Origin of the sequence: Polymorphobacter sp., assembly GCF_051860865.1 — a bacterium.
Lineage (GTDB): Bacteria > Pseudomonadota > Alphaproteobacteria > Sphingomonadales > Sphingomonadaceae > Sandarakinorhabdus.
Map to the genome: position 1 here is coordinate 1 of NZ_JBIMKZ010000015.1, position 24,240 is coordinate 24,240.

Sequence of the window (24,240 nt, forward strand, 5' to 3'; positions counted from 1 at the left end):
CGAGCCGGTCCGATCGCAGCAATGGCGTATGGACGACATGGCCGCGCAAACGCTCTGCGGCCGCCTCGATTTCGGCATGAACAAGCGGCTCTGGAAAGGCGTCTGAAACCATCAGGCAAGCCATTGGGGCCATGAGCGAAAACTGCAAGTGGATGCTGTCATAAAAAATCGCTTTACACGCCGGTCGCATGACCCCATATGCGCCGCTCGCTGCCCCATGGGACTTCCACCGCAAGGCAGCTTTGGTGCCGGCCTTCTCCGGCAACTTTGCTCACCCCGGAGGTCCCTTGAATTGCATAAGCACCATAACGCGCTGGGGGTAGTTCAGGCCCTGCGACCGACGCAGCCTGTTACTCTGATCCGTCCTCACGCCGCCCGTCGCGCCGCGCGTTTCTTTGCAGAAACGTTTCCCGGCACGTCGATGTATGCGGTCAAGGCCAATCCCTCGCCGGATCTGATCCGGACGCTGTGGGACAGCGGAATCACGCATTTCGATGTCGCCTCGATTGCCGAGGTGCGGCTGGTGCGCGGGCTGCTGCCCGAGGCCACGCTGTGCTTCATGCATCCGGTGAAGGGCGCCGAAGCCATTGCCGAGGCCTATCATGTTCACGGTGTCCGGGTGTTCTCGCTCGACACGCTGGGTGAGCTCGAGAAGATCGTTGCGGCCACCGATGGCGCCACGGACCTGACGCTGTGCGTCCGGCTGCGTGTGTCGTCATCGCATTCCAAGCTCAGCCTGGCGTCCAAGTTCGGCGTCGCGGCCGACGAGGCGGCACCGTTGCTGATGGCAACGCGGCAGGCGGCCGATGCGCTGGGCATCTGCTTCCATGTCGGCAGCCAGGCGATGAGCCCGCAGGCCTATGCCGATGCGCTGGCGCAGGTCCGTGCCGCGATCGTCGGCGCCGGTGTTACGGTCGATGTCGTCGATGTCGGCGGCGGCTTTCCGTCGATCTACCCGGATATGGAGCCCGGTGCGCTGGAGGCCTATTTCGAGGTCATCCACCGCGCCTATGAGTCGCTGCCGATTTCCTATTCGGCCGAGCTCTGGTGCGAGCCGGGCCGGGCGCTGAGCGCGGAATATTCGAGCGTGCTGGTCCGGGTCGAGGCCCGCAAGGACGATGTGCTGTACATCAACGACGGTGCCTATGGCGCGCTGTTCGATGCCGCGCACATCGGCTGGCGGTTCCCGGTGGCGCTGGTCCGCGACACCGCGAGCCCGGCGCGCGACATTGCGTTCAGCTTCTATGGCCCGACCTGCGACGACATGGACTTCATGCGCGGGCCGTTCATGCTGCCCGCCGATGTCCAGCCCGGCGACATGATCGAGATCGGCATGCTCGGTGCCTATGGCTCGGCAATGCGCACCGGCTTCAACGGCTTCACCGCCGGGGAAACGGTGATCGTGGCTGACGAGCCGATGGACTCGGCCTATGGTGTCACCGAAGAGTCGCCGAGCCGGGTTATCCGTCTGCATCAGACGTCCTGACCGGTTGTCTTTGACGAGGCCGGGCCCGGTGCCCGGCCTCATCCACCCGTTCGGCGCCGGACTCCCCCGGCCGCGGGCGGCGGCATCAGCCGCCGGGCCATTGTTGAAATGGGAGACTCTCCATGACCGTTACCGATCCCGCCCAGACCAACGACACACGCAAGGCGGAACTGCTTTCGAAGCAGGTCAAGCATATCGACATCACCAGCTTCGACGCGCGCCCGATCGTCGATGCGATGGCCGACATGAGCTTCACCAGCCGCGATCTCGGCCGCGCGACCAAGATCTATAACGACATGCTGGCCGACAAGGACTGCACGGTCGTGCTGGTCATCGCGGGCTCGACCTCGGCGGGCGGCTGCATGGACCTGTATGCGGAGCTGATCCGCAACAACATGGTCGATGTCGTCGTCGCCACCGGGGCGACCATCGTCGACATGGATTTCTTCGAGGGGCTCGGCCACAAGCATTATCAGGCGCTGGAAGTGCCCGATGACGATACGCTGCGCTCGCTGCTGATCGACCGCATCTACGACACCTATATCGACGAGGAAGAGCTCCAGCACGTCGACCATACGATCTTCGAGATTGCCGAGACGCTGGAGCCCAAGGCCTATTCGAGCCGCGCATTCATCCGCGAGATGGGCAAGTATCTGGTCGAGCACGGCAAGAAGGACAACAGCCTGGTCAAGCTGGCCTATGAGCATGATGTGCCGATCTTCTGCCCGGCCTTCGTCGACAGCTCGGCGGGGTTTGGGCTGGTCAAGCACCAGGTCGATTCGGTGAAGGCCGACAAGCCCTATATGGTGCTCGATGCAATCGCCGATTTCCGCGAGCTGACCGACATCAAGATCAAGGCGGGCACCACCGGCCTGCTGATGATCGGTGGCGGCGTGCCGAAGAACTTCATCCAGGACACGGTCGTCTGCGCCGAAATCCTCGGCCATGACGATGTCGAAGTGCACAAATATGCGGTGCAGATCACCGTTGCCGATGTGCGCGACGGCGCCTGCTCGTCCTCGACGCTCCAGGAAGCGGCGAGCTGGGGCAAGGTCAATACCGGGATCGAGCAGATGGTGTTCGCCGAGGCCGGATCGGTGATGCCGCTGCTGGCGTCGGACGCCTATCATCGCGGCCATTGGAAGGATCGTCCGAAGCGCGGCTGGGCCAAGCTGTTCGCCTGAGCCTTCGGGACAATCGAGAGGGGGCGGCCGCGGGGCCGCCCCCTTTTTCATGGCCTCAGCGTGGGGCGGCCGGGGCGGCGGGCGCCGCCGGCGGGGTGGTCGAGACGCTGGGCAGCGCGGCATTGAGGCGGGCCAGCAGGTCGGCGGTGGCGTCGAGCCCGGCCGAATGCTGGAGCACGGCACTGGCCGGCACGATCAGGCTGGCGCCGCGCTCGCGCAGCATGGTGGCGAGAATCGGCTGGAGCGCCTGGCCGATCTGCTGGCTGACGTAGTTCTGGGCGCGCTGGATATCTTCCTGGCCCTTTTCCAGTTCCTGCTGGGCCGCCTGCTGTCGACCCTGGAACGCCTTGACGCGCGCCTCGAGTGCCGGACCGGCAAGAGAATTATTGGCCTGGCCGGTCTGGATGGCCTGGGCCTCGGTCTGCAGCTGGGTCTGCAGGGTCTGCAGCCGCTGGCGCAGCGTGTTGGAGCGGGTCTGCAGCTGCTGGGCAGCGGCGACGCCGGCCGTGCTTTCGGCAACGACGCGGTCGACATCGGCGACCAGCATGGTGGCGGCCGGCAGCTTCTGCGCCAGCGCTGGCGAGGCCGCCACGGCGAGAACGGCGGCGAGGCCCAGGAGATGTGACTTCAGCATCGATAGTCCTTCTTCAAACAGACCGAACTGGAATGGGTCGTTGGCGATTCCATGGCACAGGAAAAGTCCGAAGTCGCCCCCCGCCATGGCCTGAATTCGCTTCTCAGGGCGACGAATGCCCCTGGCGACTGAACCGGGCCACGACCTCGACATGGCTCGACCAGCGGAACTGGGCCACCGGCCACAGCCGGTCGAGCCGATAGCCGCCTTCCGCGAGGATCCGGGCGTCGCGGCCGAAGGTGCTGGGGTTGCACGACACCGCCACCACCACCGGCACCGACGATTGCGCCAGCGCCCGCGACTGGGCCTCGGCCCCCGCGCGCGGCGGATCGAACACCAGCGCGTCGAACGGCGCCAGCTCGGCCGGCGTCAGCGGCCGGCGGAACAGGTCGCGGTGCACGGCGGCGAGCGGCCGACCGCCGAGCCGAGCGGCCGCTGCCAGCGCGGCAATGGCCGGGCCGGCGGCGTCGAGCGCCTGGACTCGGGCTCGGCGGCTGAGCGGCAGGGCGAAGGTGCCCAGCCCGCAGAACAGGTCAGCCACCTGCCCTGCCCCGCCGACGGCCTCTGCCACGGCGGCGACCAGCGCGGCCTCGCCTTCTTCTGTCGGTTGCAGGAAGGGCGCCGGCGGCAGGCCGACCCGCACGCCGCCCATCGTCAGGCACGGCAGCCGCGCCTCGACCAGCGTCTGCACGCCGTCCGGTCCTTCGACGCTGAGGCGGGCGAGATCATGGGCGGCTGCGAAGTCGGTCAGCCGTTCGATTTCGTCGAGCCGCTCGGCGCGGACGTTGGCGAGCAGCACATCGACCCCGGCTTCGCTGTCGGTGAGGGTTATCCCGGCCCCCTGCCCTTCGGCGACCGCCTTGTGCAGCAGCGCCCGCAACGGCCCGATCAACGCGAACAGCTTGGGGCGCAACACCTCGCACTGCTGGAGATCGATGATCCGGTGGCTGCCTTCGCTGTTGAAGCCGAGCAGCAGCTTGCCGCCGCGCCGTACAGCGCGCAGGCTGGCGCGGCGACGGCTGCGCGGCGGCGACAGCGCCACCGGGGCGACGTCTTCGGGCATCAGCGGCCCCAGCACGCGTGCTAGCCGATCGATGACGAAGGCGGCATAATCGGCGTCGGTGACATGCTGGAGCTGGCAGCCCCCGCATTCCGGCACGTGCCGGCAGACCGGGACCACATGGTTCGGGCCGGGCAGGATCGTGGCCTGCTCGCCATCGAAGCGGATCTGGTCGCCGACGGCGGCGCCCATCACATAGCGGCCATCGGCGGTGATCCCGTCGCCCCGTGCCGCGAGGCGGACGATGGTCTGCAGCGCGCTCACAGCGCGGCAATGGCCGCGGCGACCAGCCCCGGCAGGTCGTCGGCAATCAGTCCCGGCCCGCCGCGCCGGCCGGCGTCACCGTGCAGCCAGGCGGCCGTGGCGGCGGCCTCCAGACCGGGCTGGCCCTGGGCGATCAGGCTGGCGATGAGGCCGGCGAGCACATCGCCCGAGCCGGCGGTGGCGAGCCAGGCGCTGGCGTGGTCGTTGATCAGCACCCGCCCATCGGGCGCGGCGATGAGGGTCTGCGGCCCCTTGAGCAGAACCACGGCGCCTGACGCGGCTGCGGCAGCGCGGACGGCGGCCAGCCGGTCCGGACCTAGCGAGCCGAACAAGGTCTCGAATTCGCCTTCGTGCGGCGTCAGCACCAACGGGGCGGTGGCGGCGGCAAGCATCGCAGGTGTGGCCAGCGCCAGAGCGCCGGCATCGAGCACCACCGGCACGTTGCCGGCCAGCAATCGTTCGAGCCAGCCCCGCCCGCGCCGCGTATCGGCAAGACCCGGGCCGCAGACGACGGCGCCGCAGCGCGGATCATCGAGCAGCGCGCTGCCTTCGTCGTCGGTCCGGTGCATTATAGCATCAGCCGGCAGCCGGGAATCCGGGCCGGTCAGCGTTACCAGCCCGGCCCCGGACCGGAGCGCGGCCAGCGCCGCCAGTCGTGCCGCGCCGCTGCCCTCGCCCTCCACGACCAGGACATGGCCACGCCGGTACTTGTGCAGGTCCGCCGCCAATGGCGCGCGCCCTGGCCGCAGCACCCGGCCGAGCCGTGTCGCCGGGATGGCAATGCCGATGTCGGCGGTGACGAGGCGGCCAGTGACCCGGGCGCCGTCGGCCAGCAGATGGCCCGGCTTGGCGGCGCCGAAAGCCACGGTCATCGCTGCCGGCTGAACGGGTCCGAGCGCGGCGCCGGTGGCGGCATCGATATTGCTGACGATGTCGAGCGCCACCACCATGGCGTGCGGCGCCAGCCTGGCCAGCGCCTCGGTGGCGGCAGCCGGCATGGCGCGCGCCAATCCGGTGCCGAACAGCGCATCGATGACCAGCGGGGCCTGGCGCGCCGCCTCGAGCGTGACGACGGGGCCGGTCCAGCGTGCGGCCATGGTCTGCGCCGGCTCACCGCGCGGCGGCGCCAGCGCGGCGACCTCGACCGAGACCCCTGCCGCCGCCAGGGCCACGGCGACGCCATAGCCGTCGCCGCCGTTGTTGCCCGGCCCGACAAGAACGAGCGCATGGCGCTTCGGGGCGAAAGCCATGATCGCAAGCGTTGCTGCGCTCGCGGCGCGCTCCATCAGCCGCAGTGCCGGCGTGCCGGCGGCGATGGCGGTGCCTTCCGCCGCGCGCATCTCCTCGGGGGTGGGCAGCGGCGCTGGGGGCGGCAGGCTGAGCATTTCAACCACCTTGCGCAGAAATGCCGGTCCTGCCAAAAGAGCGGCCATGAAGCGCCTCACTCCCCTGATCCTTGCCGGCCTTCTGTCTGGCTGCGCGGCCTCCCCCCTCTATGTTGAACGCAGCGAGCTGCGCGGCACCTATGCCGAGGTGCCGCGAGACGCGCGCGGCGAGCCGCTGTGGGCGGCGATCAAGCCGGCCCCTGCCGATGCCCTTTACGCCCGGCGGCAGGCCAGGGCACAGGGCGAACTGGCCAGCCTGCCGCGCTGAGCGGTCAGATATCGGCAAAGACATGGGTTTCTGACGCGCCACCCGGATGGGTGACGGCGCCGGTGCGCGCCGGCCCGACGTTCTGGGCATAGCGCCAGATCGCGCCCGAGCCATAGTCGGTGGCCCGCGGCTGCCAGGCCGCGCGGCGCGCTGCCAGAACATCCCCGGCGACATCGAGATCGATGGTGCCGGCCGCCGCGTCGATATGGATCATGTCGCCATCCTCGACTAGGGCAATCGGCCCGCCATCGGCCGCTTCCGGGCCGACATGGCCGATGCAGAAGCCGCGCGTTGCGCCCGAGAAGCGCCCGTCGGTGATCAGCGCCACATGCTCGCCAAGGCCCTGGCCATAGAGCGCCGCGGTGGTGCTGAGCATCTCGCGCATGCCGGGGCCGCCCTTGGGCCCTTCATAGCGGATGATGACGACACTGCCCTTCTCGATCTTGCGCGCCTCGACGGCGGCAAAGCAATCTTCTTCGCAATCGAAGACCTGGGCCGGGCCGCTGAACTGCAGCCGCGCCATGCCGGCGACCTTGACGATCGCCCCGTCCGGGGCGAGCGAGCCCTTCAGCCCGACAACGCCGCCGGTCGGCGACAGCGGCGCGCTGACCGGATAGATGACCTTCTGGTCATCGCGCCAGCTGATCTCCTCGATATTCTCGCCCAGCGTCTTGCCGGTGACGGTCATGCAATTGCCATGGATGAAGCCGGCATCGAACAGGGTGCGCAGCACCATATAGACACCGCCCGCATCATGCAGGTCCTTGGCGACATATTTCCCGCCCGGCTTGAGGTCGGCGATATAGGGCGTGCTCTTGAAGATCTCGGCGACGTCGAACAGGTCGAAGGCGATGCCGGCCTCATGCGCCATCGCCGGCAGGTGCAGCGCGCCATTGGTGCTGCCACCGGTCGCCGCGACGATGCGTGCCGCATTTTCAAAGGCTTCGCGGGTGCAGATGTCACGCGGCCTGATGTTCTTCTCGATCAGGTTCATCACCTGCCGGCCGGCGGCAATGGCGATATCGGCGCGGCTGCCATAGGGCGCCGGCGCCATGTTGCTGTTGGGCAGCGAAAGGCCGATTGCCTCGCCGACACATGCCATGGTGTTGGCGGTGAACTGGCCACCGCAGGCGCCATGGCCCGGGCAGGCGACCTTCTCCAGCGCGGTCAGGCGCGCCAGCGGACACGAGCCGGCCGAGAAGCCACCGACGGCCTCGAACACGTCGACGACGGTTACGTCCTTGTCCTCGAAGCGACCCGGCAGGATCGAGCCGCCATAGACGAAGATCGACGGCACGTTGAGCCGGAGCATCGACATCATCATGCCTGGCAGCGACTTGTCACAGCCGGCAAAGCCGACAAGCGCGTCATAACAATGGCCTCTGACTGAAAGTTCAACCGAATCGGCAATAACCTCGCGGCTGACCAGGCTGGCCTTCATGCCCTGATGGCCCATGGCGATGCCATCGGTGACGGTGATGGTGTTGAAGCGGCGCGGCAGGCCACCGGCCTCGTGCACACCTTGCCGGCAGACATCGGCCTGGGCATCGAGGGTGGTGTTGCAGGGCGCGGAATCATTGCCGGCCGAAACGATGCCGACGAACGGGCGGCTGATTTCTTCCTCGGAGAGCCCCATGGCATAATAATAGCTGCGATGCGGCGCCCGCTCGGGGCCGACCGAAACATGGCGGCTGGGCAGCTTGGACTTGTCGAAACGGCTCACGAAAGGCTCCTCTGTTCGCGACCGTCGATGCGCGTTTGAGCCGGGCGGGTCAAGATTGACGAAGCGCGCGGAGCAATTGATGCGTGGTATCGGCGATGATCCGGCACCAGTGGGCGATGTCCTCTCGCGTCCGCAGGCCATCGTTGCGGATCTCGATGCAGAAATAGGGCAGGCCCCGCGCCTCGGCGTGGCGGTCCATCGTGTAGTTGAGGGTTTCGCCCGAATAGGGCTGGTTGTCGCCGACGTGCAGCCCGCGCGCCGCGAGCAGCGGCAAGGCGATCCGCGCGGCGCGGCTGTCCTGATTGTAGAGTATGCCGATCGGCCAGGGCCGTTGCTCGTCCGGCGCGGTGGCCAGCTGCGGCGTGAAGCTGTGCAGGCTCAGCAGCAGCTCCGGCCGGTGCGTCTCGACCGCCGCGTCGATCGCGGCGTGATAAGGGGTATGGATCGCGGTTCGACGCAGCACGTGCTCGGTTTCGGACAGCGCGAGATTGCCCGGAATGACATGGCCGTCCGACGCGCTCGGGATCAGGCTTAGCTCGCCCGGCTCGCGGTTCATGTCGATGACCAGCCGTGACACCGTGGCGATGATCGCCGGTGCTTCCAGCGCTTCGGCCAGCGCCTCTGCCAGCGCGGCGGTACCGATGTCGATCCCGATATGGTCTTCGAGCAGCGCCGGATCGATGCCGAGATCGACCCCCTCCGGCACGCGGTTGCTGGCGTGGTCGGCGATGATCAGCACCGGCGCGGTGCCCTTGATCTGGCGCGGCAGCGTCATGCGCCGAAGACGGGCTTGCGCTTGGCCAGGAACGCGGACACCCCCTCGGCAAAGTCGGCGGTGGTGAAGGCGGCATCGAACCCGGCCTGGCTCTCGGCGTCGTCGTCATGCGCGCCTTCGATGATCCGCTGGACGATGGCCTTGATGGCGCGCTGGCTGGACGGGGCCGCGGCGGCTACGCTGGCGGCAAAGGCCGCAACCTCGGCATCAAGATCATCGGCGACCTGCTGGACAAGGCCGATCCGCAGCGCCTCGGCGGCATCGACGAGCTGGCCTGTGTACAGCAAGCGGCGGGCCTGGGCCGGACCGACAAGCTCCATCAGCAGCCGGGTGTCGTGGAGCGGATAGACCAGGCCGAGCTTTGCCGGCGTGATCCCCATCCGTGCTCGTGGCGAGGCGATGCGCAGGTCGCAGGCCAGGGCGATGCCCATGCCGCCGCCGACGGCGTCGCCGTCGATGATCGCCAGCGTCGGCTTCGGCGCCCGGGCGAGGGTGATCTGGGTGGCCCGGATGGCGGCGGCGTTGGCGGCCCGCCAGGCTGGATCGGCGGATTGCCGGGCGAATTCGGCGATGTCGGCGCCGGCGCAGAACATGCCGGGGACAGCGCCGGAGACGATCAGCAGCCGGACCGCAGGCTCGGTCATGGCCGCGGTGACAGCATGTGGAAATGCCTCCCACATCGACTGGTCCATGGCGTTGCGGCGGTCGGGGCGGTCAATCAACAGGCGCGCGACCGGGCCATCCTGGACAAGCTTCAGATGTGGATGATCAAACAAGTCGGCGTCCCGGGTCATGGGGGCGCGACCATAGTGCTAACAGGGGGTGGGGGTGAAGCCTGAAATAGTTGCGGCCGGTGCCGGGGGGGGGGCACCGGCCGCAAGGCCTGTCGGGACGGGGGGGGAGTGCCCCGACGAGGCCAGCCCTTTGTGCTGTTATTGCGCGCTGGGGGCGTTCGCGGGGATCGTTGCAAGATCGGTATCGAGCGCCCGCGCCGCCGCCGTGAACTTCTTGGCCGCTTCCCCGCGGCCACCGGCAGCGCAGAGTTTTTCGCCCACCGCGACGAGCCGAAGCGCCTTGTCTGCCTTGGCGGCATCAGCCGTGGCAGCGGCCTGGCGCAACACGCCCGGCGCGCTTGCGCAGCTGGTCGTGTCAGCGGCGAGGGCCGGTGCGACCATGATTGCGGCCGTGGCAAACGCCACGAATATGCGAAGAACCATCGCCCTATCCCTGATTGTTCACCGCAATAGTGCGGATTGAGCCCAACTCAGAACTACTGCACGATCTAGGTCGTCGCCTTAACTGAGTCAAGCTTAGATCGAGCTGCGGTCAATACGGGGATCTGCGACTCAGCGCAGGACGGTGGCGCTGTGCCACCAGCCCCGAGCGGCGATCAGCGTCTCGGCCGCCGTGCAGGCAGCACCGCTTTCGTACAGCGCAAAACAGGTCGCACCGGAGCCTGACATGCGGGCCAGCAACGGCACTGTCGCGGCGAGCGCTTCGAGTACCTCGGCGATCACCGGCGCCAGCCCGCAGGCGGCGGCGGTCATGTCGTTGCGCAATTGGGTCAACGGGGCTTCCGCATCGAGCGGTCCCCGGTCCTGCCGGTCCCAGGCCGCAAATACCGGGCCGGTGGCGAGCGAGACCCGGGGATTGACCAGAAGCACCGGTCGGCCGCCGACGTCACCGGACCAGGGCCGCAGCACCTCGCCGCGCCCGCTGCCGAGCACGCTTCGGGACACCACACAGGCCGGCACGTCGGAGCCGATTTTCGCCGCCAGCGCCACAAGCCGGTCCTGCGGCCAGTCGAGGCCCCAAAGCCGGTTGAGCAGGCGCAATGCGGCGGCGGCGTCTGCCGAGCCGCCGCCTAGTCCGGCGGCCACCGGAATGCGTTTCTCCAGATGCAGCCGCGCACCGCGATCGATCCCCGCGGCCTCGGCCAGCGCGCGGGCGGCGCGCAGCACCAGATTGTCGCCCCCCTGCCCCGCCGGCCCGGCATAGTCGCCTGACATTTCCAGGCTCAGCGCATCGGCCGGTGCGCCGGTCAGGGTGTCGCCGAACTGGGTGAACGCGAAGATCGACTCAAGCTCATGATAGCCATCGGCGCGCCGGTGGCGGAGGTGCAGCGCCAGGTTGAGCTTGGCGGGGGCGTCTTCGGTCTCGGTCATGCACGTGGCTTTGCCGGCTCGCCGCTTTCGGTCAAGTCAGAGGCGTCAGTTCGCCATCGCCAGCGCCGCGTCGAGGCCGTAATCGAGCTTGGCGGTCAGTTGTTTCTTCTGCGCTTCGCTCGGCTCCATCGCCAGCGCGGCGCGCCAGCGGAACCGCGCCTCGATGCGCCGCCCAATCTTCCAATAGGCGTCGCCGAGATGGTCGGTGACGGTCGGGTCGGTCGGTTCCAGCGTCGAGGCACGCTCGAGCGTGGTCGCCGCTTCGTCATAGCGCCCCTGGCGATACTGGCTCCAGCCGAGCGAATCGACGATGCCGCCATCATCGGGGCGCAGCGTCGCCGCCTTTTTGATCAGCGTCGCGGCTTCGGACAGCTTGAGGCCGCGATCGAGCAGCGAATAGCCGAGATAGTTGAGCACCACCGGCTCGTCCTCGGACAGTAGCAGCGCCTTGCGGAGATCGGCTTCGGCGCCCGGCCAGTCCTGCGCTCGCTCCTTCATGCTGCCGCGCAGGAACCACAGGCCCCAGGCACCCGCCCCCCCGCCCGAACCCTCGTCCGGGGTGGCGGCGATAGCGCGCGAATAGGCCTCGATCGCCGCATCGAAGCGCTCGGCGCGGCGGTGCCAGTCGCCGAGCCGGACCCAGGCATCGGCGCCGGCATCGGGTGCGGTGGCGGCTTCGGCGAGCATGGCGCCGGCCTCGGTGCCGCGCCCCATTGCTTCCAGCACTTCGGCGCGGCGGATCCGCGCGGTCTGGGCGAGTGCATCCTTTTCGGGCACCATCGCATAGGCGGCCAGCGCCGCCTCGCGGCTGTTGCTGCGCGCCAGCACGTCCCCGCAGATCAGCCAGCTGGCGGCGATGTCAGGCGCCAGGAATGTGGCGGTGCGGGCGAACAGCAGCGCCAGCGGCACCGGCCGCTCGCGGGAGAGGTCGGCGGCGAGCCGTGCCGCCATCCAGCCGAGGCCGCGCCGGGCATCGGGCGCCAGCGCGCCGATGCGCTTGCCGGCCTTCAGCCGCTCGCGCGCCGCAACAGTCGGCGGCTCGTCACCGTCGAGCAGCGCCAGCGCCCGTACCTTGTCGCCCGACTGGGCCACTGCATCGGCCTCGCCCTGGCGCAGGAAGCTGATGCCCGAGGCGGTGCCGGCGCGAAGCAGCGAATAGGCCTCTGCCGCTTCCTTCCAGCGCCCGGCGGCTGCAAGCATATGGGCGCGCTGCTCGGTGACATAGGAACGTGCGAAGCCGGTAAATTGCGCGGGATCGAGGATGGCCAGCGCGCCATCGGTGTCGTCGCGGCCATGGGCGATCCAGGCATCGACGATCGGCCCGACGACGGCGGCATAGCCGGCGCTGGACAGGCCGGTACGCGCAGCGGCGGCGGCGTTCCAGTCCTTGCGCAGCACCGCATCGGTCAGCAGCAGCACCGCAACTTCGGCATTGGCCTGTCCGTTCGCCTGCAGCGTGCCGGCGAGCGCCAGCGCGCGTTTCTTGTCCCCGGCCGCTACCGCCAGCTCGAAGGCGCGGCGGGCCAATTCGGGCGCCTCCGGCTGCTGGGCATGGACGGCATCGAAGAACTGCGCCGCCTCGGTCAGCGCGTCATTGGCGAAAGCCGCGCGCCCGAGCACATAGCCGTGCAGCGGCGAGATCGTGGGCGTGGAGGCGCGCGCCTGCGCCGGCGCCTGCCAGGCAGCGAGGAGAAGGAGGGAGGCGGCAACAGGAATACGCATGCCGACAAGGTGGCGATTGCAACGCCTCCTGTCGAGGGGGGCAGGACGCCACCCCGCCTCGGGCCTACATATTCGGATAGTTCGGCCCGCCGCCCCCTTCCGGAACCACCCAGACGATGTTCTGCGACGGGTCCTTGATATCGCAGGTCTTGCAGTGGACGCAGTTCTGGGCGTTGATCTGGAAGCGCGGCTCGCCGGTCTCCTCGCCGACAACCTCATAGACGCCGGCCGGGCAGTAGCGCTGGGCCGGCTCGTCGTAGAGTGGCAGGTTGACCCGGATCGGCACCTCCGGGTCCTTGAGCTTGAGGTGGACCGGCTGGTCTTCCTCATGATTGGTGTTGGAGATGAAGACGCTCGACAATTTGTCGAAGCTGTAGACGCCGTCGGGCTTGGGATAGGCTATCGGCTTCGAATCGCGCTTTTTCCGCAAGGACTTCCAGTCGGGATGGTTTTTCATCGTGAAGGGCAGCCCATAGCCCAGATATTCCATCCACATGGTGATGCCGGCGATGCCGGTGCCGATGAAATTCCCGAACTTCTCTACCGCCGGCAGCGTGTTGCGGACCATCCTCAGCTCGTCATACACCCAGCTCTTCTTGTAGGCGTCCTGATAGGCGGCCAGCTCATCATGGCCGCGCTGGCTGGCGATGGCGTCGACGGCGGCATCGGCCGCCATCATGCCGGACTTCATCGCCGTGTGGCTGCCCTTGATCCGCGGCACATTGACGAAGCCGGCCGCGCAGCCGATCAGCGCGCCGCCGGGGAAGGCCAGCTTCGGCACCGATTGCCAGCCGCCGTCATTGATCGCGCGGGCGCCATAGGAGACGCGGCGGCCGCCCTCGAGGATCGCCTTGATCGCCGGATGGGTCTTCCAGCGCTGGAATTCATCGAACGGCGACAGATAGGGATTGGCATAGTTGAGCCAGACCGAGAAGCCGAGTGCCACCTGGCCATTGGCCTGATGGTAGAGAAAACCGCCGCCATTGGCCTCGTCCAGCGGCCAGCCCTGGGTATGGATGACCTTGCCGGGCACATGCTTGGCGGGGTCGATGTCCCAGAGCTCCTTCAGGCCGATGCCGAAAATCTGCGGGTCGGAGTCGCTGTCGAGGGCGAAGCGGCTGATCAGCTGCTTGGAGAGATGGCCGCGCACGCCCTCGGCGAAGAAGGTGTATTTGGCATGCAGCTCGAGGCCGGGCTGGTAGCTGGGCTTGTGGCTGCCGTCGCGCGCCACGCCCATGTCCCCGGTGGCGACGCCCTTGACCGAGCCATCCTCGTTGAACAGCACTTCGGCCGCCGCGAAGCCGGGGAAAATCTCGACGCCGAGCGCTTCCGCTTGACCGGCCAGCCAGCGACACAGATTGCCCAGGCTGACTGTGTAGCAGCCCTTGTTGTTCATGAACGGCGGCAGCAGGCCGTGCGGGAATTCGCGGCACTTGTCCTCGGTCAGGATCCAGTGATGGTTTTCGGTGACCGGCACGGTCATCGGCGAATCCATCGTCCGCCATTCCGGCAGCAGCTCGTCGAGCGCGCGCGGATCGACGACCGCGCCCGACAGGATATGGGCGCCGATCTCGGACCCCTTTTCCAGGATGCAGACCGATATCTCGACGCCCATCACGGCCGCCTGCTGCTTGGCACGGATCGCCGCGGCAAGGCCGGCCGGGCCGCCGCCGACAATAACAAGATCATAGGGCATGGATTCGCGTGTCGACATGCAATCGCCTTTTGTAACGTTTGGCCACGACATATCGCGGCTTTGCCATGATTGGCCAGATAGGGGCCCTGTCACGGGTTGACCAGAGGGCTGTAAGACGCATGAAGGCAGGCAATGATGCCCCAGACGACGCCCGACATGCTCTCGCCGGCGCTCACGATGTCGCCCGTCGCGGCGCGTGCGGCGCTGGAATGGCTGATGGACGCGGGTGTCGACACGGCGATCAGCGACACGCCGAGGAACTGGCTGGCCGGCATTGCGACGCCCGTCGCCGCCCCGCCGCCTCGCGAAATGCCGGTGTCAATGCCCGCCTCGTTATCAGCGCTGGTGTCGGCGCAGACGCTGGAGGCGCTGCATGCCGAAGTCGCCGCCTTTGCCCATCCGCTGCGGCCGTCGGCTGGCGCCCGACCCTGCCTGTTCGAAGGCCCGGAGGACGCGCCCTTGCTGGTCCTCGACGAAATGGCCGCCGACGCTGGGAGCGACACGGCGGTGCTGGTCAAGGCGATGCTGGCGGCGATCGGGCTCGATATTGCCGAGGTCGCCCGTGTCCATGCCCTGCCCTGGCCGACCACCGGCGGCCGTGCGGCGCGGTCCGAGGAACTCGCCGATTTCGCTCCCTTTGCCCGTGCCGCCATCACCCTTGCCCGGCCGCGGCGGGTGCTGGCGCTGGGGCAGCATCTTGCCGAGGTGATGGTCGCCGACAGCGGCGCGCTCGGAAGCTGGACGAGCCTGGGCGAGGTGCCGGTGCTGGCGACGCTCTCTCCCGCCCGGCTGCTGCGCGCGCCCCGGCTCAAGGCCGAGGCCTGGGCGCACCTTCAGAATCTGGCATCGAGGATGGCATGAGATATCTTCTGCTCCTGACCGCGCTGATGGCTGCGCCCGTATACGGCCAGGCGACACCCCAGGCCGTCGTCACCGCGCCCGGCGACACGCTGCTCACCGTCACCGCCGACCGGACCGGCATCACCGCCCGCCAGCGCGCCGTGCCGAGCCAGCTGAACGCCGCTCAGCGCCTCGCCTACCAGCGCATCTTCCTCGACATCGAAGCCGGTCGCACCTCTCGCGCCGAAACCGCGCTCAACGCGCTTGCCCCCGGCCTGCTCCATGAAACCGCGCGCGGCCAGCTGATCGCGGCACGCGGCGCCGGCCGGCTCACCCGCGCCGACCTCGCGGCCTGGCTGTCCGCCAATGCCGACCTGCCGCAGGCCGCCGGCGTGGTGAAGGTTGCCCAGCGCCTGCGTGGCAGCGAGGCGCTGCCGCTGCTGCCCAGCCTGCGGCCTATGCGCTATGCCAGCTTCAACCCGCCGCTCAGCCCGCGCTCGGAGACCGGTCCCGGCGACGCCGGTGCTGCGGCAACCCTCAAGCCACTCCTTGCCGCCGACCGCAATGCCGAAGCGGAAGCCGGCTGGCGCAGCGCCGAAGCCGGTCTGTCCACCGGCGCGCGCACCGAATGGGCGCACAAGGTGGCGTGGAGCTATTACGGCCAGACCGACAATGTCGCGGCGCGGCGGATGGGGCTGGAAGCGGCGCGCGGCATGGGCCCCTGGGCGGCGCTCGGCGCCTGGACCGCCGGCCTCGCCGCCTGGCGTCAGGGGCAATATGACGATGCCGCCCGCGCCTTCGACCTGATCGCCAGCCGGCTGGCCGGGGACGACCGTAACCAGGACCTTGTTGCCGCCGGGGCCTATTGGGCCAGCCGCGCCTATCTCGCCGCCGGCCGTCCGGATCTGGTGCCCGAGCGGCTGGAGACGGCGGCACGCGTGCCGGACAGTTTCTACGGCTTGCTGGCGCGCCGCGCGCTCGGCCTCGCTCCGGTGCAGGACTGGGTGGAGCCGGACTTCATTACCGCTGACTGGAACCACCTCAACAACTTCAAGGGTGCCAAGCGCGCCGCCGCCCTCGTCGAGATCGGCCAGATCGGCCTCGCCGATCGCGAGCTCAAGCATCTCGCCCAGACCGCGCCGGCGGCCAATTATTCCGCCCTGCTCCGCCTCGCCGCTCGGCTTGGCCTGCCGGCAACCCAGTACCAGCTGTCGGTGCGGCCGCCGGTCGGCATCGAGCCGCCGCTGTCCGCCCGCTTCCCGGCGCCGGAATGGGAGCCGGCGCGCGGCTGGCGCGTCGACAAGGGGCTGGTCTTCGCCCATGCCCTGCAGGAATCGAACTTCATCACCACCGCCACTTCGCGCGCCGGCGCCAAGGGGATCATGCAGCTGATGCCCGGCACCGCCCGTCAGGTCGCTGCCGAGATGAACAGCGCCGGCGCCGCCACGGTCGTCGGCGATCTCGGCGATCCGGCGTTCAATATCGAGGTCGGCCAGACCTATCTCGAGGCACTGCGCGACATGAGCTACACCGAAGGCCTGCTGCCCAAGGTGGTCGCCGCCTATAATGCCGGGCCGGGCAGCGTCCAGCGCTGGAACACCAGCCTCGACGATCGCGGCGACCCGCTGCTGTTCATCGCCTCGATCCCGTTCCGCGAGACCCGCCATTATGTCGAGGTGGTGATGCGCAACTACTGGATGTACCAGCTCCGCGACGGCATCCAGCCCGAAAGCATTGACGCGCTGGTCCGCGGGCTATGGCCGAAATTCCCGGGCATGCCCGGCGCCAAGGCCGTCAAGCGGGCGCCGCCGGTGATCCAGATCCTGCCCAGCCAGCCCGAGCCGCAGGAAAACACCGTCACCGCCGCCCTCGACACCAGCCGCTGATCGGCCCAGTCTGCGCCATGCCCATCGACGACAGCCTCGCCTTCCAGCCCGTCGCCATCGCCGTGCTGACCATCTCGGACAGCCGGGACGCCGCCAGCGACCGCTCAGGGGACACGCTGGTGGCGCGGATCGAGGCGGCCGGCCACCGCCTTGCCGCCCGCGCCATCGACAAGGACGACGTGCCGACGCTGGTCGCGCGCCTTAGGGGCTGGGTCGCCGATCCCGAGATCGACTGCATCATCACCACGGGCGGCACCGGCGTCACCGGCCGGGATGTCACCCCCGAGGCGCTGGCACAGGTTGCCGAGAAGGACATTCCCGGCTTCGGTGAGCTGTTCCGCTGGCTGAGCTTTCAGACGATCGGCACGTCCACCATCCAGTCCCGCGCCTGCGCCGGCGTGGCGGGCGGCACCTATATCTTCTGCCTGCCGGGCTCGACCGGCGCGGTGAAGGACGGCTGGGACGGCATCCTCAAGGACCAGCTCGACAGCCGCCACCGCCCCTGCAACTTCGTGGAGTTGATGCCTCGGCTCAGGGAACGCTAAGTCTCTAAGGCGCGCCGACCCGCTGCGGCCCGATCCGCTCCAGCGGCTCGATGCGCGGCGGCTCGTCGCGCCACCGCCCAGCCCGTCCGAGAGTCGCCCCGGACTCGAACAGTCGCTTCATCGCCGCCGGGTCGAACTCGATGGCATTGACCTCCGGTTCCTCGTCGGGAAGATAGGCGAGGTTGAACCGCGCGCCGGCATTGCGGGTCATCACATAGGTCCGCTCGACACTGCGATAGGAGATGCTGCGCATCATCTCGATGATCGACCGGCCCATGATGCCGGCGCTGTTGGTGCCGCTCGGCACGCTGCTCCCGGCATAGCTGACATGGCCGTTGACGATCGCCCAGACATTCTCGTTGCGGCCCTTGGGATCGAGCATGAAGCTGCGGAACAGCATCGAGGTCTTGAGCCCGCCATCGACATGCATCGTCGTCGGCACCACCCCCTGATCGATATACACCGGCGAGAACACCCCCGGGATCGCCGCCGACGCGGCCAGCACGTCGCGGTAGAGCCTGACCTTGTCCGGCGATGACGACCGCGCGATCCGCCCCATGTCCCAGACCGTGCTGACCCCGGCATCGAGGTTGGTCGTCGCCACATAGAGTCGTCGCCCCTTGGCATGTTCGGCGGCAACCTCGGCGAGCATCGCCTCGTCGACAATCTCGGCGATCATCGTCTCCAACGGTGCCCGGTCATAGACCGAAGCGGTCCGCGCAAAGCCGATGATCCCGCGCTTCTTGTAGACATCCCGGTTGGTTATCCCGGTGTAGGCGCGCACCAGCGTCGCATCATGCCGGGGGCCGAGAAACGCCAGCGTCGCCATCAGCGCGCCGGTGGACACGCCGGTGACCACGTCGAACACCGGCCGCTTGCCGCTCTCGGTCCACCCGGCCAGCACACCGGCGCCGAACGCGCCGAGCGAGCCCCCGCCAGAGAGCAGCAGCACGTCATGGCGGGTGCCGACCTGGCGCACCGGCGGCGGATCATCGAGAGGCGCACCATTGTCGTCGACATCGCTGATGATCGCCGCCCGCACCAGGGCCACATCGGCAAAGGGCAATGGCTGCGGGCGACTGGCACAGGCGCCGAGCAGCAGCAGCCCGGCCACGGCTACAACACGAAATGTCATGGCGCCCTTTCAAGGCGTTGGTAGCACATGGTCCCTGTAGCGCTCCCTCAGCTCGGTCTTCAGCAGTTTGCCGGTCGCGGTATGCGGCAGGGTGTCGACCACCAGCACATCGTCGGGCAACCACCACCGTGCCACCTTGCCGTCGAGAAAGTCCAGCACCGCCTTGCGGGTCACGGTCGCGCCGTCCCTGGCGCGGACCAGCAGCAGCGGCCGCTCGCCCCAGCGCGGATGCGGCACGCCAATCACCGCCGCCTCGGCGACGCCGGGTGCGCCGACGGCGGCATTTTCCAGCGCGATCGAGGATATCCACTCGCCGCCGGACTTGATGACATCCTTGGAGCGGTCGACAAGCTGCATGAAGCCGAGCCGGTCGATGGTGGCGACGTCGCCGGTATCGAACCAGCCCTCGCCGTCGAGGATATCGCCGCCATCGCCCTTGAAGTAGCTGCCGACGACCCAGGGACCGCGCACCATCAGCCGGCCGAAACGTTCACCGTCATGGGGAAGCAGGGCGCCGGCGTCGTCGACAATCCGCATCTCGACGCCGAACATCCCCCTGCCCTGCTTCACACGATAGTTTAGCTCTTCGCTATAACCCATTGCACGAGTTTCAGGCGTGGCAGCGCCGGTGGTGCCCAGAGGCGACATCTCGGTCATCCCCCACAGCTGAACGACCCGGACGCCGTACAGCCGGTCGAACTGCTCGATCATGCTGCGTGGCACTGCCGAACCGCCGATCGCGGTGCGGGTCAGCGCCCCGAGACCGCCGCCGGCCGTCTCCAGATGCTGGAGCATGCCGAGCCAGATCGTCGGCACCGCCAGCGCCAGGTCGACCTTCTCCTGAATGATCAGCCGCTGCAGCGTCGGCGGATCGAAATGCGGCCCGGCCATTACCAGCTTCGCGCCGGCCGCCGCCGCCGTATAGGGCACGCTCCAGGCATTGGCGTGATACATCGGCACGATCGGCATGACGACGCTGGTCGCCGACAGGCCGAAGGTGTCGGTCATGCAGGCGGCCATCGCGTGCAGCACATTGGAGCGATGGCTGTACTGCACGCCCTTGGGGTTGCCGGTGGTGCCGCTGGTGTAGCAGAGCCCGGCCGGCGCGGTTTCGGGCAGGTCGGCCCAGGGCTGGTCGACCGGCTGGCCGGCGATCATCTCCTCATAGCAGAGCAGATCAAGGCCCGAAGCTGCGGGCATATGCGCCCGGTCGGTCAGCAGCACATAGGTCTCGACCGTCTGCAGCCGCGGCGCCAGCCGTTCGACCAGCGGCAGGAACGTCAGGTCAAGGAACAGCACCCGGTCTTCGGCATGGTTGGCGATGTAGACGATCTGGTCCTCGAACAGCCGCGGGTTGATCGTATGCGCCACCGCACCCATCCCCGAGATGCCATACCAGCACTCGATATGGCGATAACTGTTCCAGGCCAGCGTCGCCAGCCGCTCGCCGGGCTGGATGCCGAGCCCCCGCAGCGCCGCCGCCACCTGCCGGGCGCGGTCGCGCACCGTCAGCCAGTCGCTACGGTGCTCATCGCCCTCGCAGGTCAGGCTGACGATCTCGCGGCGCGGGTGCCAGGCCGCCGCATGGTCGATCAGCCGCCAGACCAGCAACGGCCAGTCCTGCATCGTGCCGAACATGGCGCTCTCCCCTAGGTTGTTTTGTCCGAGACTAGACCCAATCAGAGGCTTGACAATAGGAACAGGGCGGGAACATATGGAAGGAACAATAAGGGAACACGGATATGGGACTGCTCTATTCGATCTTCATGTTGCTGGTGCTGACGGCCATGCTCGGCTTGCTGTTCGGCATGATCGGCCTGCGCTGGCCGGATTTGCTGCGCGCACTGCTCGGCAGGGCGGTGCCGGCACGCGATCAGGAGGCGGCGGATGCCCGCCGTTTCAGCCGGGCGTAGCTGCGCCAGGCAAAGGGCAAGGTCGCCGCATAGGCCAGGCAGATCAGGCTCAGCGTCATCCACGGCGCCGAGAACAGGCTGCCGGCAAATAATCCGACGGCCGCCAGCAAGGGCAGCCGCGCGCCGGGGCGGATGCGTACGGAGCCCCAGCTGTAAGTGGCGACATTCGATACCATCAGCACGGCGACGGCGATCACCACGACAGCGACCAGAATGGCGCGCAGTTGAAGGTCCTGCAGGAAGGCGGGTTCCAGCCAGAAGGTGATGAACATCGGGGATAGCGTCAGCCCGGCCGCCACCGGCGCGGGAATGCCGGTGAGGAAGCCGGCGCGCTTGTGCGGCTGGTCATCGCTGTCGATGCTGGCATTGAACCGGGCGAGACGAAGCGCGCAGGTGACGGCATGGGCCAGCGCCACCACCCAGCCCAGCCGCCCCGGCAGATGCTGGAGCGCCCAGAGATAGATGATCAGCGCCGGCGCCACGCCGAAGGCCGTGTTGTCGGACAGCGAATCGAGCTCGGCGCCGAAGCGGCTGGTGCCTTTCAGCAGCCGGGCGATGCGCCCGTCGATGCCATCGAGAACACCGGCGACGACGATCGCCGCTACCGCCTTCTCCCATTCACCGGCAATGCCGAAGCGCACCGCAGTCAGGCCGAAGCACAGCGCCAGCACGGTAACCGCATTGGGCACCAGCGCACGAAGCGGGATGCCACGCCGGCGCGGCGCGGCAGGCTCGGTCATTGCGACACGCCAGCCGGCATTGCGCCTGTCCGTCGGCGGGCAAGAATGGTTTCACCGGCGGTCGCCCGCTGGCCGATCATCACCTCGGGCACAAAGCCGGCGGGCAGGTAGACATCGACGCGGCTGCCGAAGCGGATCAGCCCGATGCGCTCACCCGATTTCACCCGCGCGCCTTCTTCCACGAAGCGCAGGATGCGGCGAGCGACCAGCCCGGCGATCTGGGTGAAGGCTACCCGCTCGCCATTGTCGGCCTCGACAACGAAATACTGGCGCTCATTCTCGTCGCTGGCCTTGTCGAGATCGGCATTGAGAAACTTGCCCGGCACATAGACGATGCGGCTCAGCCGGCCGGCGATCGGCGTGCGGTTCACATGGACGTCGAACACGCTCATGAACACCGAGACCCGCGTCACCGGCCCGTCACCGAGGCCGCCAGGGCCGCTCAGCTGGCGCGGCGGCACGCAATTGACGATCAGGCTGACCAGCCCGTCGGCGGGCGAGACCAGCACATCGGGAGACACCGGGGTGACCCGCACCGGATCGCGGAAGAAGGCGGCAACCCAGATCATCAGCCCGGCCAGAAGCCAGGCCAGCGTCGTCAGCCCGAATACCGGTCCGGCGAGCAGCACTGCGGCGGCGACGATGCCGACGAACTTGCGGCCTTCCGGATGCAAGGACGGAAACTTGTACCGGGCCGATTCACCGGGCACCAACGGCAGCGGACCGGAACCGGCAGCAGCCGCACTCTCCTGGCCGCCCAGCATCGGGATATCGTTGGGGACCGCTTCGTCTCGCGCCGGCTGTACCGGGGGCAACGGGTCGGGGGAGACCCAGGGTTCGGGTTGGTCACTCATCGGGCATGTCTAGACGCAGCATCGGACAGTGGCAATCACGGTGCGGTCTGACGAGGACGGGCTGACAGGATCAAACCGAGGGGCTAGGCTTCGGCATGATCACATCGCTGCTGTTATTCTGTGGGTCACGCCCTGGCCATGATCCGGCGCAGGCGGCGCTGGCCGCCGCGCTGGGCACGCTGGTCGCCGAGGCCGGGGTGACGCTCGTCTATGGCGGCGGCGCGGTCGGGCTGATGGGCATCGCCGCCCGTGCGGCGCTGGCCGCTGGTGGCCAGGTCATCGGGGTCATTCCGCGCGCGCTGATGACCAGCGAGATCGCCCAGGCCGAGCTGACGCAGATGCACGTCGTCGAGACGCTGCACGAGCGCAAGGCGCTGATGCACAGCTTCGCCGATGCCATTGTCGCGCTGCCGGGATCGATCGGCACGCTCGACGAACTGTTCGAGAGCCTGACCTGGCGCGAGCTGGGGCTTCACGACAAGCCGATATGGCTGCTCGGCGCCCGCGACTATTGGGCGCCGCTGGTGGCGCTTCTTCGGCATGTTGCCGCCCAGGGCTTCGGCCCGCCGGACCTTGCCCGCCTTGTCGAGCCGCTTGACGGGTTGGAGGCACTGGCATCGCGGCTGGCAAAATTGTCGCACCAGCATCCTTGACCCTTTAGGCCGCTGGCCCCTAGACGGGGGGCCTCGAGAGCATGAGTGAGGACATAATGGCAGCGCTTCCCAAAGGCCGGATCAAGGTCGTGAACCCCGTCGTCGAGCTCGACGGCGATGAGATGACCCGCATCATCTGGCAATGGATCCGGGAGCAGCTGATCCTGCCCTATCTCGATGTTGACCTGCGTTATTACGATCTCAGCATCGAAAGCCGCGACGAGACCAACGACAAGATCACCGTCGACTCGGCCTATGCGATCAAGGAATTCGGCGTCGGCGTGAAGTGCGCGACGATCACCCCCGACGAAGACCGGGTGAAGGAATTCGGCCTCAAGCGGATGTGGAAGTCGCCGAACGGCACGATCCGCAACATCCTCGGCGGGGTCGTCTTCCGCGAGCCGATCGTCATCAAGTCGGTACCGCGCCTGGTGCCGGGCTGGACCGACCCGATCGTCATCGGCCGCCATGCCTTCGGCGACCAGTATCGCGCCACCGATTTCCGTGTCCCCGGCCCCGGCAAGCTGACGATGAAGTGGGTGTCGCAGACCGGCGACGAGGAAATCGAGCATGAAGTCTTCGAATTCCCGTCCGCCGGCGTGGCGATGGGGATGTACAATCTTGACGATTCGATCCGCGATTTTGCCCGCGCCTGCCTCAATTACGGGTTGAATCGGGGCTGGCCGGTGTATCTTTCGACCAAGAACACCATCCTCAAGGCCTATGACGGGCGCTTCAAGGACCTTTTTCAGGAGGTTTACGACGCGGATTTCAAGGCCCAGTACCGCAAGGCGGGCATTGTTTACGAACATCGCTTGATCGACGATCTCGTCGCGTCAGCGCTGAAATGGTCGGGCAAGTTCATCTGGGCCTGCAAGAATTACGATGGCGACGTCCAGTCGGACATGGTTGCCCAGGGTTTTGGCTCGCTGGGGCTGATGACCTCGATCCTGATGACGCCCGATGGCGACACGGTGGAAGCCGAGGCCGCGCATGGCACCGTCACCCGCCATTACCGGATGCATCAGGAAGGCAAGCCGACCAGCACCAATCCGATCGCCTCGATCTTTGCCTGGACCGGCGGGTTGAAGCATCGCGGCAAGCTCGACAACACCCCCGAGGTCACCCGCTTCGCCGAGACGCTCGAGCGGGTTTGCGTCGAGACCGTGGAACAGGGCGCGATGACCAAGGATCTGGCGCTGCTGATCGGGCCGGATCAGGCGTGGATGACCACCGAGCAGTTCTTCGAGGCGATCCGCGTCAATCTCGATGCGGCGATTGCGTCGGGCAGCTGATGCGCGTCGGCCGACGC

At 67.9% G+C, this 24,240-nt stretch carries 23 protein-coding genes; 9 read left to right on the forward strand and 14 right to left on the reverse strand.

What is annotated here, in order from left to right:
• Positions 1 to 292: 292 nt before the first annotated feature.
• Together ACTIFJ_RS04445 and ACTIFJ_RS04450 are read left to right on the forward strand one after the other, a co-directional pair.
• Positions 293 to 1,486, forward strand: a complete 1,194-nt coding sequence (locus ACTIFJ_RS04445) for a type III PLP-dependent enzyme (RefSeq protein ID WP_439532885.1) — start codon at positions 293 to 295, stop codon at positions 1,484 to 1,486.
• Positions 1,487 to 1,608: 122 nt separating this feature from the next.
• Positions 1,609 to 2,670, forward strand: a complete 1,062-nt coding sequence (locus tag ACTIFJ_RS04450) for a 1,9-bis(guanidino)-5-aza-nonane synthase (protein WP_439532886.1) — start codon at positions 1,609 to 1,611, stop codon at positions 2,668 to 2,670.
• Between the two features lie 55 nt (positions 2,671 to 2,725).
• Here the strand turns inward: ACTIFJ_RS04450 and ACTIFJ_RS04455 are convergent, their stop codons facing one another.
• The 3 genes from ACTIFJ_RS04455 to ACTIFJ_RS04465 form a co-directional block, all read right to left on the reverse strand.
• Positions 2,726 to 3,304, reverse strand: coding sequence for an OmpH family outer membrane protein (locus ACTIFJ_RS04455; protein WP_439532887.1), 579 nt, complete (start codon positions 3,302 to 3,304; stop codon positions 2,726 to 2,728).
• A 103-nt stretch (positions 3,305 to 3,407) separates the two neighbouring features.
• The gene (locus ACTIFJ_RS04460; RefSeq protein ID WP_439532888.1) at positions 3,408 to 4,628 is read right to left on the reverse strand and encodes a class I SAM-dependent RNA methyltransferase; all 1,221 of its coding nucleotides are present in this window, start codon (positions 4,626 to 4,628) and stop codon (positions 3,408 to 3,410) included.
• Complete coding sequence (locus tag ACTIFJ_RS04465) at positions 4,625 to 6,061, reverse strand: NAD(P)H-hydrate dehydratase (protein ID WP_439532889.1); 1,437 nt, start codon at positions 6,059 to 6,061, stop codon at positions 4,625 to 4,627. The genes ACTIFJ_RS04460 and ACTIFJ_RS04465 overlap by 4 nt, the downstream gene beginning before the upstream one ends.
• Between ACTIFJ_RS04465 and ACTIFJ_RS04470 the strand changes: the two genes are divergently transcribed.
• Positions 6,060 to 6,281: a hypothetical protein gene (locus tag ACTIFJ_RS04470; protein ID WP_439532890.1), complete on the forward strand. Its 222-nt coding sequence runs from the start codon at positions 6,060 to 6,062 to the stop codon at positions 6,279 to 6,281. The genes ACTIFJ_RS04465 and ACTIFJ_RS04470 overlap by 2 nt on opposite strands.
• A 4-nt stretch (positions 6,282 to 6,285) precedes the next feature.
• On the opposite strand, the gene ilvD is transcribed toward ACTIFJ_RS04470, so the two are convergent.
• The 7 genes from ilvD to ACTIFJ_RS04505 all read right to left on the reverse strand — a co-directional run bounded on the left by ilvD (position 6,286) and on the right by ACTIFJ_RS04505 (position 14,380).
• Positions 6,286 to 8,004 carry a dihydroxy-acid dehydratase gene (ilvD, locus tag ACTIFJ_RS04475; RefSeq protein WP_439532891.1) on the reverse strand — a complete coding sequence of 573 codons (1,719 nt, stop codon included), beginning with the start codon at positions 8,002 to 8,004 and terminating at the stop codon, positions 6,286 to 6,288.
• A 49-nt stretch (positions 8,005 to 8,053) separates the two neighbouring features.
• Positions 8,054 to 8,779: an N-formylglutamate amidohydrolase gene (locus ACTIFJ_RS04480; protein WP_439532892.1), complete on the reverse strand. Its 726-nt coding sequence runs from the start codon at positions 8,777 to 8,779 to the stop codon at positions 8,054 to 8,056.
• Complete coding sequence (locus ACTIFJ_RS04485) at positions 8,776 to 9,573, reverse strand: enoyl-CoA hydratase-related protein (protein WP_439532893.1); 798 nt, start codon at positions 9,571 to 9,573, stop codon at positions 8,776 to 8,778. The genes ACTIFJ_RS04480 and ACTIFJ_RS04485 overlap by 4 nt, the downstream gene beginning before the upstream one ends.
• 138 nt (positions 9,574 to 9,711) lie before the next feature.
• Positions 9,712 to 9,954, reverse strand: a complete 243-nt coding sequence (locus tag ACTIFJ_RS04490) for a hypothetical protein (protein WP_439532894.1) — start codon at positions 9,952 to 9,954, stop codon at positions 9,712 to 9,714.
• A gap of 171 nt (positions 9,955 to 10,125) precedes the next feature.
• Positions 10,126 to 10,944, reverse strand: a complete 819-nt coding sequence (locus ACTIFJ_RS04495; RefSeq protein ID WP_439532895.1) for a 4-(cytidine 5'-diphospho)-2-C-methyl-D-erythritol kinase — start codon at positions 10,942 to 10,944, stop codon at positions 10,126 to 10,128.
• A 45-nt stretch (positions 10,945 to 10,989) separates the two neighbouring features.
• Positions 10,990 to 12,666, reverse strand: coding sequence for a tetratricopeptide repeat protein (locus ACTIFJ_RS04500; RefSeq protein ID WP_439532896.1), 1,677 nt, complete (start codon positions 12,664 to 12,666; stop codon positions 10,990 to 10,992).
• A 64-nt stretch (positions 12,667 to 12,730) separates the two neighbouring features.
• Positions 12,731 to 14,380: an electron transfer flavoprotein-ubiquinone oxidoreductase gene (locus tag ACTIFJ_RS04505; protein ID WP_439532897.1), complete on the reverse strand. Its 1,650-nt coding sequence runs from the start codon at positions 14,378 to 14,380 to the stop codon at positions 12,731 to 12,733.
• Between the two features lie 114 nt (positions 14,381 to 14,494).
• On the opposite strand from ACTIFJ_RS04505, the gene ACTIFJ_RS04510 reads away from it, so the two are divergent.
• The 3 genes from ACTIFJ_RS04510 to moaB are packed head-to-tail and all read left to right on the forward strand — an operon-like array spanning position 14,495 to position 17,633.
• Positions 14,495 to 15,223 (forward strand): uracil-DNA glycosylase family protein, encoded by a 729-nt coding sequence (locus ACTIFJ_RS04510; protein WP_439532898.1) that lies wholly within the window; start codon positions 14,495 to 14,497, stop codon positions 15,221 to 15,223.
• A gap of 26 nt (positions 15,224 to 15,249) precedes the next feature.
• Positions 15,250 to 17,088 (forward strand): lytic transglycosylase domain-containing protein, encoded by a 1,839-nt coding sequence (locus ACTIFJ_RS04515; RefSeq protein WP_439532899.1) that lies wholly within the window; start codon positions 15,250 to 15,252, stop codon positions 17,086 to 17,088.
• Positions 17,089 to 17,105: 17 nt separating this feature from the next.
• Positions 17,106 to 17,633, forward strand: a complete 528-nt coding sequence (gene moaB, locus ACTIFJ_RS04520) for a molybdenum cofactor biosynthesis protein B (RefSeq protein WP_439532900.1) — start codon at positions 17,106 to 17,108, stop codon at positions 17,631 to 17,633.
• 4 nt (positions 17,634 to 17,637) lie between these two features.
• Here the strand turns inward: moaB and ACTIFJ_RS04525 are convergent, their stop codons facing one another.
• Together ACTIFJ_RS04525 and ACTIFJ_RS04530 are read right to left on the reverse strand one after the other, a co-directional pair.
• Positions 17,638 to 18,768: a patatin-like phospholipase family protein gene (locus tag ACTIFJ_RS04525; RefSeq protein ID WP_439532901.1), complete on the reverse strand. Its 1,131-nt coding sequence runs from the start codon at positions 18,766 to 18,768 to the stop codon at positions 17,638 to 17,640.
• A gap of 9 nt (positions 18,769 to 18,777) precedes the next feature.
• Positions 18,778 to 20,406, reverse strand: a complete 1,629-nt coding sequence (locus tag ACTIFJ_RS04530; protein ID WP_439532902.1) for a long-chain fatty acid--CoA ligase — start codon at positions 20,404 to 20,406, stop codon at positions 18,778 to 18,780.
• A gap of 104 nt (positions 20,407 to 20,510) precedes the next feature.
• Between ACTIFJ_RS04530 and ACTIFJ_RS04535 the strand changes: the two genes are divergently transcribed.
• Positions 20,511 to 20,681, forward strand: coding sequence for a hypothetical protein (locus tag ACTIFJ_RS04535; protein WP_439532903.1), 171 nt, complete (start codon positions 20,511 to 20,513; stop codon positions 20,679 to 20,681).
• On the opposite strand, the gene ACTIFJ_RS04540 is transcribed toward ACTIFJ_RS04535, so the two are convergent.
• Together ACTIFJ_RS04540 and ACTIFJ_RS04545 are read right to left on the reverse strand one after the other, a co-directional pair.
• Positions 20,642 to 21,421: a CDP-alcohol phosphatidyltransferase family protein gene (locus ACTIFJ_RS04540; protein WP_439532904.1), complete on the reverse strand. Its 780-nt coding sequence runs from the start codon at positions 21,419 to 21,421 to the stop codon at positions 20,642 to 20,644. The genes ACTIFJ_RS04535 and ACTIFJ_RS04540 overlap by 40 nt on opposite strands.
• On the reverse strand, positions 21,418 to 22,185 hold the full coding sequence (locus ACTIFJ_RS04545) for a phosphatidylserine decarboxylase (protein ID WP_439532928.1): 768 nt from the start codon (positions 22,183 to 22,185) through the stop codon (positions 21,418 to 21,420). Before ACTIFJ_RS04545 ends, ACTIFJ_RS04540 begins: the two co-directional genes overlap by 4 nt.
• 185 nt (positions 22,186 to 22,370) lie before the next feature.
• Here ACTIFJ_RS04545 and ACTIFJ_RS04550 point away from each other — a divergent pair, with 185 nt between their 5' ends.
• Complete coding sequence (locus ACTIFJ_RS04550; protein ID WP_439532905.1) at positions 22,371 to 22,928, forward strand: TIGR00730 family Rossman fold protein; 558 nt, start codon at positions 22,371 to 22,373, stop codon at positions 22,926 to 22,928.
• 56 nt (positions 22,929 to 22,984) lie between these two features.
• Entirely contained in the window at positions 22,985 to 24,223 is a 1,239-nt protein-coding gene (locus ACTIFJ_RS04555) for an NADP-dependent isocitrate dehydrogenase (RefSeq protein WP_439532906.1), read from the forward strand.
• Positions 24,224 to 24,240: the final 17 nt, after the last annotated feature.